The sequence below is a fragment of the Streptomyces nanshensis genome (genome assembly GCF_001751255.1).
Classification (GTDB): domain Bacteria; phylum Actinomycetota; class Actinomycetes; order Streptomycetales; family Streptomycetaceae; genus Streptomyces; species Streptomyces nanshensis_A.
In genome coordinates this window covers 1-11,838 of sequence record NZ_LJGW01000427.1, presented here as the reverse complement: position 1 = coordinate 11,838, position 11,838 = coordinate 1, and the positions used below count along the sequence as shown (strand labels likewise).

Here is an 11,838-nt window from a genome sequence, read left to right as displayed (position 1 = left end):
CGCACCGGCCGTCGTCCGGCCGTGCTCCGCGGCGCCGCGGGGCGAGTGGGGTGTGGGGGACATGGGGGTCCAACTCCTCGACCGTGTCAGGATGGTGTGAGGACCGTAGGCCTGGACCAATCCCGGGTCAAGACTAAACTTAAGACTTGAGAAAAGGCGCACAGTGCGGTGCCGGGCGGGCGCCCGCAGGCCCGCCGACGGTCTGGGACGGCCAACTGCCCTGCCGCCGCCGACGGTTGGGGCCCCTCGGCTGTGACAGCCGTACGAGGGAACGCCACACCGGAAACCGGGCCACAACCGCCCGTCAGAACACGGCAGTCGGCGCCCCGGAGGGAGAGCCACCCACTCACGGACACTCAAGAGCGGCCAGAGGGCACGACGCCAGTCGGGCCCGGCGGCCGCGCTCCCAGGGACGTGACGACCGACCCCTGCGCGACGCCGACGCTCCCGCGCCCTCGACGGCGAGACGCGTCCCTCCCCAGTCCGTCCCAACCTCCCAACCGCCCACGACCACAGGACGGTTGACAGCCTCCGCGCCGCGCGCGCCTTCGCGCCCCGGACCCCGGTCTCAGCCCCCGCAGCGCGCGCCGCACGCCCGGGTCAGACGCCGCCCGCCCCCGTACGGACCCGCAGCGCACGGCCCAAGTCGTCCAGCGCGTCCGTCAGTTCACGCCGCAGCGTCGGCGTGACGTCCCCGCGTTCCAGACACTCCGACCCACGCCGCAGCACCCGCTCCTCGACAGCCGTACGAGGGAACGCCACCCGCCCCAGGATCGACGCCACCGCCGCACCCCGGCGCGCCGCCACCGGCACCGCGTCCTCGAAGTACCGCTCCGCATAACCGCCTTCGGCCAGCAGCCCGCGCTGCTCCGGCTGCCAGAACCCCTGCGCCGTCGCCCGCAGCAGATAGTTCGACAACGCATCCGAGCCGAACATCGCCTCCCACGCCGCCGCCTTCGCCGACGCCTCCGGCAGCGCCGCCCGGCAACGCGCCGCGCCCTCCCGGCCCTTCGCGCTCGGATCCGCCGCCAGCTCCGCGTCGATCTCCGCGGCGCCCACCGCACCCAGCACCGACAGCCGCAGCAGCAACCGCCACCGCAACTCCGCGTCCAGCACCGGACCGCCCGGCACCGAACCCGCCTCCCACCAGCCGTACAACTCCCCGGCGTCCGGCGCGCAGTCGACCAGACGCCGCACCGCCGTCAGCCGCAGCCCCGCGTCCTCACCGCCCGGACCCCACAGCACCTCCCGGCACACACCCGCCAGCAACTCCAGCGCCGCGCCCCGCCGTTCGGCCGGCACAAAGCGGTCCGCGACCGTGCCGTGCGCGAACGCCAGCACACTCTCCAGCACCGCCGGCTCCGACTCCGCCGCAGCATGGTCACGCACCGCGCCCAGGAACTCCTCCGGCGGCAGCTCCCCGTCCCGCACCATGTCCCGCGCGGCCCCCCACACCATTGCCCGCGGCAGCTCACCCGGAAGCCCCGACAGTGCACCCCGCACCGTCCGCCACGACACCTCGTCCAGACGCACCTTCGCGTACGTCAGATCCCCGTCGTTCACCAGCAGCAGATCAGGACGCGGCCCCTCCGCCACCACCACCGACTCCGCCTCGTCCGCGGCCACTTCACGCTCCAGCCGCTCCCGCAGCACCAGCCGCGCAGGATCCGCGGGCGCCACGTCGTACAGACCCAGCCCCAGCCGGTGCGGCCGGCCGCCCTCGTGCCGCAGCGCCACCGACCACTGGCCGCTGCCCTCGTCCACCCGCGGCGAGAGCCGGTCCACACCCGTCGTCCGCAGCCAACGCTCGGCCCAGCCGTGCACGTCCCGGTCCGAGACCCCCGCCAGCGCGTCGATGAAATCCGCCAGCGTCGCATTGCCGAAACGGTGCCGCGACAAATGCCGGTTGACGCCCGCCAGGAAATCCTTCTCACCCAGCCACGCCACCAACTGCCGCAGCGCCGACGCGCCCTTCGCGTACGAGATCCCGTCGAAATTCAGCAACGCCGACGCCGTGTCCGTCACCGACCCCGGCTCCGGCGCCACCGGATGCGTGGAAGGACGCTGATCCGCGTCATAGCCCCACCCCTTCCGCGCCACCGCGAAATCCGTCCACGTCCCCGAAAAGCGCGTCGCCTCCCCGAGCGTCTGATAACCCGCGTACTCCGCGAACGACTCGTTCAGCCAGATGTCGTCCCACCACCGCAGCGTCACCAGATCCCCGAACCACATGTGCGCCATCTCGTGCGCCACCGTCACACCGCGCGTACGCCGCTCCAGCTCTGTCACCGCAGAACGGAAGACGTACTCGTCCCGCAGCGTCACCAGCCCCGGATTCTCCATCGCGCCCGCGTTGAACTCCGGTACGAAAGCCTGGTCGTAGGAGTCGAACGGATACGGCTCCTCGAACAACTCGTGATAACGGTCAAAACAGCGCCGCGTGACATCCAGCAGCTCCTCCGCGTCCGCATCCAGGAACTCCCCCAGGGAACGCCGCACATGAAGCCCGAACGGCAGCCCCGCATGCTCCGTACGCACCGAGTGGTACGGCCCCGCCACCACCGCCACCAGATACGTACTCAACGGCGGCGTCGGCGCACACTCCCAGCGGCCCTCCGCCACCTTCCGCGCGATCCCGTTCCCCAGCACCGTCCACTCGTCCGGCGCCGTCACCGACACCTCGAAGACCGCCTTCAGATCGGGCTGGTCGAAACACGCGAACACCAGCGGAGCGTCGTCCAGAAAGCACTGCGAATACAGATACACGCGCCCGTCCGCCGGATCCGTGAACCGGTGCATTCCCTCACCGACCCGCGAATAGCGCATCCGCGCCTCGACCCGCAGCTCATGGACCCCCTCCGCCAGGCCCCGCAGCCACAGCCGCCCGTCCTCGAACGCCTCCGCCACCTCCAGCGGCACACCGTCCAGCTCCGCCCGCAGCAACTCCTCGGGCCGCACCTCCGCGAACGAATCCGCCCCGCCCCGGCCCTCCTTGACGCGGAACCGTACGGACGTCGCCGACCCGAACACCTCCGCGCCGAACGTCACATCGAGATCGACGGCATACCGCTCCACTTCGAGAATCCCGGCCCGCGTGTGCGCCTCGTCGCGCGTCAGTGCTGACATGCGGCCCATGCTGCCGCACCCGCGACCCGCGCCGCACCGGAGCAATTCGGGCCAGCAATTCGGGCCAGGGGCTCAGTACTTGGGGCCGACGTGGGCGTCCATGAGGGCGACGGAGGCGCGGCGGGCGACGGAGATGTTGATCGCCTCTCCGGCACGGGAGAGCAGCGTCCATTCCACTCCGACGGCGTCCAGGGCGTCCGTGCAGATCCTCCGGATTCCTTCGGACTTGTTCGTGAAGAAATACCGGGGGTATTCGTAGCGCTTCCGTCGTCCGGCCACCGTGCGCGTTGTCCAGTTGACGACGCGGCTGCCGTCGGAGTGCACGAGGCCGCGGATGAGCGGCCACGGGTGCGTGCCCGTGATCTCCCGCTGCCAGCCGACGAGTTCGATGGTGCGCTCGTGTTTTCTGCCGGGGCCGTGCTGCGGGAAGAGACAGGGCCAGTGCGGGTTGTACGCGGTGACCGCGACGCAGCCCTGGCGCTGGACGCGGAAGACCTTGTTCGCCGGGTGGACGCACGCGACGGCCCGGACGCACTCGTCGATCAGTCCGGGCCATGCGTCGGCGCACGCGATACGCAGCGAACAGGTGCGCCGCAAACGGCTGACGCAGCCGTCGCCGAGGTAGAGCCCCAGCAGATAGGCGTAGTTGGCGCCGTCGACCCGGGGCCTCGCCGGTGCGGCGCAGACGGGGCACCGCGCCGCGGAGGGACGCACGGGCAGCAGCCGCCGCTGCCAACTGCGCAGCGCCGCACGGGATATGCCGGTCTGCTTGCTCACAGAATTGAGGCTGCGGCCTTGCGCGACCAGGGCGAGCGCGTGCCGTCGAACGGTGACGTCGTACATGCTCACGAGCTTGGTGAGCGTCCGCGCTGCGCAGGGGAATTCGAGGCCGCGTTCCTTCGTGTCAGCGAAGATCGGCGAGATCGCTTGCGACCTTTGAATCGAAGGTAAAGTGCCCCGGGTCGGACTCGAACCGACACTGTATGGGTTTTGAATCCATTGCCTGCTGCCAATTGGGCTACCGGGGCCAGCACATTCAAAGGTCCAAGACCACCTGCTGTGCGACCACCTTACAGGACCCCGGTACCCTCGTACCTCCCACCTGTGCGGAAACGAGGAGCCCAGTGAGCACCGCGGACATCCCCGAGCCCGAGAACTCCCACGCCGACGCGGGCGCCGCCGCCGAACCCGGTGCCGGTGCCTCCGCCGCCGGGGAGGAGAGCGCTCATGTGCCGCCCCTCACCACGCGTGTGGTGATCGCGGAGGACGAGGCGCTGATCCGGATGGATCTCAAGGAGATGCTGGAGGAGGAGGGCTACTCCGTCGTCGGTGAGGCCGGAGACGGGCGCAGCGCGGTGGAGTTGGCGCGGGAGCACCGTCCTGATCTGTGCATCTTCGATGTGAAGATGCCGGTGCTGGACGGGATCTCGGCGGCGGAGAAGGTCGCGGAGGAGAGCATCGCGCCGGTGCTGATGCTGACGGCGTTCTCGCAGCGCGAGCTGGTGGAGCGGGCGCGGGACGCGGGCGCGATGGCGTATCTGGTGAAGCCGTTCAGCAAGAGCGACGTGGTGCCGGCGATCGAGATGGCGGTGTCGCGGTTCACGGAGCTGCGGGCGCTGGAGGAGGAGGTCGCGGACCTCTCGCAGCGGCTGGAGACGCGGAAGCTGGTGGACCGGGCGAAGAGCGTTCTGCAGACGCAGTACGGGCTGACGGAGCCGGCCGCGTTCCGCTGGATACAGAAGACGTCGATGGACCGGCGGCTGTCGATGAAGCAGGTGGCGGAGGCCGTGATCGCGGACGGCGAGGAGCGCAGGCGGCAGCAGAAGTCGTAGCCGTAGCGGAGGCAGCGGCAGGGCCCGGCGGACAGCGCAGGGCCTCAACAAGCGGAAGGGGCCGCCCGGTTGGCCGGGCGGCCCCTTCCGTGTGCGCGGAGACCGTAAACGGTGCCGTGCGTGCGCGTGCGACCGCGAGTCTGCGTCCGTACGCGCCGTCCCGCCGCCGCCGGCGGCTCAGTCCTCGCCGAGGTACGCCTTGCGTACCGACTCGTCGTGCATCAGCTCCTCGCCGGTGCCGGAGAGGGCGATGGTGCCGATCTCCATGACGTGCCCGTGGTCGGCGAGGGAGAGCGCGGCCTGGGCGTTCTGTTCGACGAGGAGGATCGTCGTGCCCTGGCTCTTGAGCTCCTCGATGGTCTCCATGATCTTCTGCATCATGATCGGCGAGAGGCCCATGGAGGGCTCGTCGAGCATGAGCAGCTTGGGCTGGGACATCAGGGCGCGGCCCATGGCGAGCATCTGCTGCTCGCCCCCGGAGAGGGTGCCGGCGGCCTGGTGGCGGCGTTCTCCGAGGATGGGGAAGCGCTCGTAGGCGCTTTCGATGTCGCGCTGGATGCCGGCGGTGTCCTTGCGCAGGAACGCGCCGAGTTGGAGGTTCTCGGCGATGGTCAGGCGCGGGAAGATGCGGCGGCCTTCGGGGGAGTGTGCGATCCCTTTGGCGACGATCTTGTGCGCGCCGATGTCGTTGATCACTTCGCCGTCGAAGGTGATCTTTCCGGCGAGCGGCTTGAGCAGCCCGGAGAGGGTGCGCAGGGTGGTGGTCTTGCCGGCGCCGTTGGTGCCGATGAGGGTGACGACCTGGCCGGCGTCGACGGTGAAGGAGATGCCCTTGACCGCTTCGATCTTGCCGTAGGCGACGCGGAGGTCTTCGACTTCGAGGAGTGGCATCAGGACCGCTCTCCCTTCGGGTTCTCGTCCGCGGCGGTTCCGGCAGCGGGCCCGGTTCCGGTCGCCCTCTCCGCCTCGCGGACCTCCGCGGCCTCCGCCTCGCCCGGTTCGCCCTCGAAGGGCGTGCCGAGGTAGGCGGCGACGACGCGCTCGTCGGCCTGTACGACCTCGGGCGAGCCCTCGACGAGCTTCTCGCCCTGTACGAGGACCGCGACGCGGTCGCACAGGTTGAAGATGAAGCGCATGTCGTGCTCGATGACGAGGACGGCGGTGCCCTGTTCCCGTACGGCGAGGACGAGGTCGCGGGTGGCGCTGGTCTCGCCGGCGGTCATGCCCGCGGTGGGCTCGTCGAGGAGCAGCAGTCCGGGTTCGCTGGCCAGGGCGCGGGCGATCTCGAGCTTGCGCTGCTCGCCGTAGGGAAGGTTGCGGGCGAGGTGTTCGCGCTTGCCCGCGAGGCCGGTGAACTCCAGGAGTTCCATGGCCTTCTCCTCGGAGGAGCGCTCGGCCTTGCGGAAGCCGGGGCCGCGCAGCAGGGCGGAGAGCAGCCCTTCCTTGGTGCGGGTGTGGCGGCCGACGAGGACGTTCTCGAGGACCGTCATGTTGGCGAAGAGCCGGATGTTCTGGAAGGTGCGGGCGATGCCTGCCTTGGTGACCAGGTGGGAGCGGTGCGGGAGCACGGTGCCCTTGTAGGAGACCTGGCCTTCGGTCGGTATGTACAGGCCGGTGAGGCAGTTGAAGAACGTGGTCTTCCCGGCGCCGTTGGGGCCGATGAGGCCGACGATCTCGCCGCTGTCGACGGCCAGGTCGACGCCGCGTACGGCGGTGAGGCCGCCGAAGCGCATGGTGACCCCGGAGGCCCGCAGCACGTCGGTGCGTCCCGCGGGCGCGCTGCGCGGCGCTCCTGTGGTGGTTGTGGTGGTCATCGTCACGCCTCCGTCTTGCTGAGGCCGGGGCCGCCGGTGGGTACGTCGAGCTGGCCGGTGTCGTGGAATTCGAGCTTCTTGCGGCGGTCCGCGAGGAGGCCCTCGGGGCGGTAGCGCATCAGCAGGACCAGCGCCAGCCCGAACAGCAGGAGTTGGTAGTCGCCGATGAACTGCAGCTTGGCCGGGATGAGGTAGAGCAGCGAGGCGCCGACGAGGGGCCCGCTGACGGTTCCCATGCCGCCGAGGATGACGGCGGCGAGCAGGAACGCCGAGTTGGGCGGCACGACTTCGACGAACTGGTACTGCTCGGGCGTCACGGACGAGGTGACGTGTGCCTGCACGGTGCCGGCCATGCCGGCGAGGGTGGCGCCGAGTGCGAAGGCGATGAGCTTGACGCGGAAGCCGTTGATGCCCATGGCGCGGGCGGCGGTCTCGTCCTCGCGTACGGCGACCCAGGCGCGGCCGATGCGGGAGCGGTCGGCGCGGCGGAAGATCGTCACGATGATGAGCGTGAAGACCAGCATCAGCAGGTAGTAGTTGGCGAACGGGCCGATGTCGACGCCGAAGATCGTGTGGTCCTCGCCGAAGTTGAAGCCGAGGATCACCAGGTCGGGGATGTTGGCGATGCCGTTGGCGCCGTTGGTGACGGACGGCCCGGAGGAGCCGTCGAGGTTCTCCATGCCGATGCGGAAGATCTCGCCGAAGCCGAGGGTGACGATGGCGAGGTAGTCGCCGTGCAGCCGCAGCGTGGGGGCGCCGATGACGACGCCGAAGACGAGCGAGGCTCCCGCACCGGTCAGCACGGCCGCCCAGAAGGGGAATTCGACGCCGAGCACGGAGGTGTCCGAGCCGGAGACGAGTGCCGCCGCGTAGGCGCCGACGCCGAGGAACGCCACGTACCCGAGGTCGAGGAGGCCGGCGAGGCCGACGACGACGTTCAGGCCGAGTGCGACGGTGGCGAAGATGAGGATGTTGGCGGCGACGGAGGTGTACTGGTCGCTGCTCTGGGTGAAGGGGAAGCAGGCCGCTGCGACGAAGGCCGCGGTGAAGGTGACGTTGCGGTGCTTGCCGGTGAGCTTGGACAGACGCTGGCTGAGTCCGGCGCGGGCGAGCGCGGTGGCGCCGAAGGAGACCAGGATCAGGAATCCGATGAAGAGTTCGCCGTACGGGGTGTCGATGCCGTAGGTGAAGACGAACAGCCCGATCCCGAACATGACGGCGATGGTGAGCAGTTCGGCCCAGCCGGGCAGTTCGCGCGCGGGCGCCGGGGTCGCCGATTTGAGGGAGTGGCGGAAGCGCTGCCAGGCGCCGGGGTCGCGCAGTGCCGGGTCGGCGGGGTCGAAGGGCAGGTCGGCGCGGAGGCCGAGGGCGCCGACGACGGTGGCGAGGCTGGTGAGTACGGCGACCCACATGCCGGGTTCGAAGTTGACGATTCCGCCGAGTACGACGGCGATGGCGCCGGCGGTGAACCAGACGACGCCGAGGGTGCCCAGTGCCAGCAGTACGACGGGTGCGGTCTTGCCGCCGGGGGTGAGCCAGCGCAGTCCGCGTACGCCGTTGCCCGCGAGCAGGACGGCGAGGGTGAGGAGCGACCCGACGAGCGTGAGGGTCTGCAGGTCGACGGGCGAGCCGTAGTAGGTGAGGTCGCCGGGGAATTCGGCGGTCCAGGTCCAGGCGAGCATGGTGCTCGCGAAGGTGCCGACGGCTCCGGCGGCGGTCAGCAGCCGTGCCGCCTTGGGCGGCAGGCGCAGGGTGCCGGGTGCGCCGGTGACGTCGAGGGGTTCCGCGGGTGCGGCGGCCGTGGTGGTGCCGGCTTCGGGGTTCGTGGTTGCCATCGCTATCACGCCCTGTCCGCGACGCGTTCGCCGAGCAGGCCCTGCGGTCGTACGAGGAGTACGAGGATGAGCAGGACGAAGGCCCAGACGTTCTTCCAGGCGCCGCCGCCGAAGAGTTCCATGCCGGGGATGTGTTCGATGTAGGCGGTGGCGAGCGACTCGGCGAGGCCGAGGACGAGGCCGCCGACCATGGCGCCGTAGATGTTGCCGATTCCGCCGAGCACGGCCGCGGTGAACGCCTTGAGGCCGAGGATGAAGCCGATCTTGAAGTCGATCTGGCCGTACTTGAGTCCGTAGGCGATGGCGGCGACTCCGCCGAAGGCGGCGCCGATGGCGAACGCGGTGACGATGATGCGGTCGGTGTTGATGCCCATCAGCTTCGCGGTGTCGGGGTCCTGCGACGTGGCCTGCATGGCGCGGCCGGTGCGGGTCTTGGCGACGAAGAAGCCGAGGGCGATCATGCAGACCGGCGCGGCTATGAGCAGGAACAGCTCACCGCGCTGGATGTTGGCGCCGAGTATCTCGACGCTGCTGCCGCTGAACTGCGGGAAGGTGCGGGCCTTCTTGGCGTCGGGGTAGAAGCCCCAGATGAGCTGCTGGAGCATGATCGACAGGCCGATCGCGGTGATCAGCGGTGCGAGCCGGGGTGCGCCGCGCAGCGGCCGGTAGGCGAAGCGTTCCGCCCCGATGCCGACGAGGACGGACACTCCCACGGCCATCACGAGCATGACGGGCAGGGCGAGCGCGAGGGCGGTGCCCTGCGGCAGGAGCAGCCATGCCGTCAGGCCGCCGAAGGCCCCGAACATGACGATCTCGCCGTGGGCGAAGTTGATGAGCTGAACAATGCCGTAGACCATCGTGTAGCCGATCGCGATGAGGCCGTACATCGCGCCGAGGATGAGTCCACTGGCAAGCTGCTGCGGCAGGTCGTTCACCGCGGGGCCTCCGAGTGGTGTCTGGATACGGCCGCGCGGGGGCGCTGTTCGCGTCCCCGCGCGGCGTAGTGATATGGATGAGCGGGGCGGTCGCCCGGCTCAGTTCTCTTCGAAGGTGCCGGTCTTGACGGGCTTGTGCTCGCCGTCCTTGACCTCGTACAGCGAGAGCTGCTTGTTGGTGGTGTCGCCGAACTTGTCGAAGCCGACCGTGCCGCTGACGCCGTCGAACTTGACGTCCTGCATGGCCGCGACGACCTGCTCGCGGGTCTCGTTCATGTCCTCGGGCAGCTTGCCGTCGTTCTTGTCGGCGACGGCCTTCACGGCCTGGATGATGGACCAGGTCGCGTCGTAGGCGTAGCCGCCGTAGGCCTCGTAGGGCAGCTTGTAGCCGGCGGCCTTGTAATTCTTGGTGAACTCCTTGGCGCTGTCGAGGGTCTCCAGCGGCGCACCCACGGACGATGCGATGTCGCCCTCGGAGTTCTTCTTGGCGAGCTTGACGTACTCGGCGCTGAAGAGCGCGTCGCCGCCGACGACGGGGCCCTTGAGCCCGGCCTTCTTGGCCTGGTCGGCGAGCGGGGCGCCGGCCGGGTACTCGCCGCCGTAGTAGACGAAGTCGGGCTTGGCCTCGGCGACCTTGTTGGCGACCGCGGTGAAGTCCTTCTCCTTGGGGTCGACGTGGTCGGTGCCGACGACCTTGCCGCCGAGGTCCTCGAACTCCTGCTTGAAGGTCGCGGCGAGGCCCTTGCCGTAGGTCTTCTTGTCGTCGATGACGTAGACCTTCTTGAGCTTCTTCTCGTTGTACATGTACTGCGCCGCGTACGGGCCCTGGATGGCGTCCGTGGTCGAGGTGCGGAAGTACGACTTGAAGGGCCGCTTCTTCGTGCCGGTCCGCCAGTCGGTGCCCTGCGTCAGCTCGGGCGCGGTGTTGGCGGGGGAGACCTCGACCATGCCGGCCTTGTCGAAGACCTTCTGCATGGACTGGCCGACGTTGGAGTTGAGGGGGCCGACGGCGCCGACGACCTTGTCGTCCGCGACGAACTTGTTGGCGTTCTGCTGGCCGGAGGAGGGCTGCGCGGCGTCGTCGAGCGGCTGCAGCTTGAAGGTGACGCCGTCGACTTCCTTCTTCTTGTTGGCGGTCTTCACGGCGAGGTCGGCGGAGTTTCTGATGCCCTGGCCGAGTGCGGAGAGGTCGCCCGAGAGCGGGGCGTCGAGACCGATGGTGAGAGTGGTCTCCCCGCCGCTCTTGCCGCTGTCGTCCCCGCGTGACCCGCACGCCGAGAGCGTGAGGGAGCCCGCGGCGACCGCGGTGGTGATGATGAGCAATGAACGGTGGCGCACGATCAGTCCTTTCCCCTGGCGCGGCCTTCGGAGATGAAGGGCCGTGTCGCGCGCCGGGCGGACCTGAAGGCGTGGGACGAATCAGGCCATTCACTGCACTCCCGGCTGCGCGGTGACTGGCGGTGACTCTATGGCCGTCGGATCGCGGGTGGCAGAGGGGCAAGGCAAGGTGTGACGTTCTTGTTATTGAGATCCGACCGCGACGTGCCCTTATGAAAGCGCCGGGTGAGATCCGCAGTGTGACGCGCGTGTAGCGGACGCGTTGCGTGTGTACGAAGCAGCAGATCGGTCAGGGGTCGGACGGAGAAGCGGGGGTGTCCCGGCCGCACAGCGTCCGGAATGCGTGCGTGAGCGCGTCCGCGTAGCGCTCGCCGGGGATGACGCTCAGCTCCTGACGTGCACGGCTGTTACGGAGTGTCACATTCAGGAAAGGCGAGCGGGCACGGAGCGGCACGCGGTCACAGTTGGTGACCCTCGCCTTCAGCAGCAGGGTCCGCGGGCCGTCCGGCGAGACGGTGAGCGGCTGCCGCCCGGCCAGGCGGAGGTCGACCGCGTCATAGCCCTGGCCGACGTCGAGGACGGTCAGCGGCACGGTGGCCGTCGCGTGCATCTCGACGGTGAAGGTGCGCCGTGAGCGGTCGGAGACGGCGAGCCGGTCGAAGGTGATGTGGGCCGCCTGCGCCGGGTACGGCATGCGCCGGGACGCCGCCGAGGGCAGCGCGGTGTCAGGTCCGGGGCCGGGACCCGGTCCCTGCCGGGACGTGGACGGGGCGCGTTCCGGGGTGAGTTGGCCCGCGGCGAGCGCGTAGCCGCCGCCGGCGAGCACGACGAGGCAGACGGCGACGGCGGCGGCGCGGCGGGTACGCACGGGCAGCCCGTACCAGAGCTCGGCGAAGCCCGCGGCGTCGCGCCCGGAGGCCAGGGTCTCCCGGTCGGAGGGTCCGGGCGGTGCGGCGGA

9 protein-coding genes and 1 tRNA gene are annotated in these 11,838 nt (G+C 69.8%); 1 reads left to right on the top strand and 9 read right to left on the bottom strand.

Annotated features, from left to right (window positions below; all coding sequences use genetic code 11):
• Nucleotides 1–600: 600 nt before the first annotated feature.
• From pepN to AN218_RS26770, 3 genes are all read right to left on the bottom strand, one after another.
• Nucleotides 601–3,126 carry an aminopeptidase N gene (gene pepN / locus AN218_RS26780; RefSeq protein ID WP_070019683.1) on the bottom strand — a complete coding sequence of 842 codons (2,526 nt, stop codon included), beginning with the start codon at nucleotides 3,124–3,126 and terminating at the stop codon, nucleotides 601–603.
• Nucleotides 3,127–3,198: 72 nt separating this feature from the next.
• Nucleotides 3,199–3,969 (bottom strand): transcriptional regulator, encoded by a 771-nt coding sequence (locus AN218_RS26775; protein WP_070019682.1) that lies wholly within the window; start codon nucleotides 3,967–3,969, stop codon nucleotides 3,199–3,201.
• Between the two features lie 110 nt (nucleotides 3,970–4,079).
• Nucleotides 4,080–4,154: transfer RNA gene (locus AN218_RS26770), tRNA-Leu, on the bottom strand.
• A 96-nt stretch (nucleotides 4,155–4,250) separates the two neighbouring features.
• Here AN218_RS26770 and AN218_RS26765 point away from each other — a divergent pair.
• Nucleotides 4,251–4,958, top strand: coding sequence for an ANTAR domain-containing response regulator (locus AN218_RS26765; protein ID WP_420856021.1), 708 nt, complete (start codon nucleotides 4,251–4,253; stop codon nucleotides 4,956–4,958).
• Between the two features lie 177 nt (nucleotides 4,959–5,135).
• On the opposite strand, the gene AN218_RS26760 is transcribed toward AN218_RS26765, so the two are convergent.
• The 6 genes from AN218_RS26760 to AN218_RS37105 form a co-directional block, all read right to left on the bottom strand.
• Nucleotides 5,136–5,852, bottom strand: a complete 717-nt coding sequence (locus AN218_RS26760) for an ABC transporter ATP-binding protein (protein ID WP_107421586.1) — start codon at nucleotides 5,850–5,852, stop codon at nucleotides 5,136–5,138.
• Entirely contained in the window at nucleotides 5,849–6,772 is a 924-nt protein-coding gene (locus AN218_RS26755) for an ABC transporter ATP-binding protein (protein ID WP_070019679.1), read from the bottom strand. The genes AN218_RS26760 and AN218_RS26755 overlap by 4 nt, the downstream gene beginning before the upstream one ends.
• Nucleotides 6,773–6,774: 2 nt before the next feature.
• On the bottom strand, nucleotides 6,775–8,607 hold the full coding sequence (locus AN218_RS26750) for a branched-chain amino acid ABC transporter permease (RefSeq protein ID WP_070019678.1): 1,833 nt from the start codon (nucleotides 8,605–8,607) through the stop codon (nucleotides 6,775–6,777).
• A 5-nt stretch (nucleotides 8,608–8,612) separates the two neighbouring features.
• The gene (locus AN218_RS26745) at nucleotides 8,613–9,542 is read right to left on the bottom strand and encodes a branched-chain amino acid ABC transporter permease (protein WP_070019677.1); all 930 of its coding nucleotides are present in this window, start codon (nucleotides 9,540–9,542) and stop codon (nucleotides 8,613–8,615) included.
• A 99-nt stretch (nucleotides 9,543–9,641) separates the two neighbouring features.
• Nucleotides 9,642–10,880: a branched-chain amino acid ABC transporter substrate-binding protein gene (locus AN218_RS26740; protein WP_070019676.1), complete on the bottom strand. Its 1,239-nt coding sequence runs from the start codon at nucleotides 10,878–10,880 to the stop codon at nucleotides 9,642–9,644.
• 289 nt (nucleotides 10,881–11,169) lie between these two features.
• Nucleotides 11,170–11,838: hypothetical protein (locus AN218_RS37105; RefSeq protein ID WP_070019675.1), on the bottom strand; the 669-nt coding region annotated here is incomplete at its 5' end.

Excerpts from the sequence above, each read along its gene's own strand:
- AN218_RS26750 (WP_070019678.1), bottom strand. The coding sequence starts at position 8,607 with ATGGCAACCACGAACCCCGAAGCCGGCACCACCACGGCCGCCGCACCC.
- AN218_RS26775 (WP_070019682.1), bottom strand. The coding sequence starts at position 3,969 with ATGTACGACGTCACCGTTCGACGGCACGCGCTCGCCCTGGTCGCGCAA.
- pepN (WP_070019683.1), bottom strand. The coding sequence starts at position 3,126 with ATGTCAGCACTGACGCGCGACGAGGCGCACACGCGGGCCGGGATTCTC.
- AN218_RS26755 (WP_070019679.1), bottom strand. The coding sequence starts at position 6,772 with ATGACCACCACAACCACCACAGGAGCGCCGCGCAGCGCGCCCGCGGGA.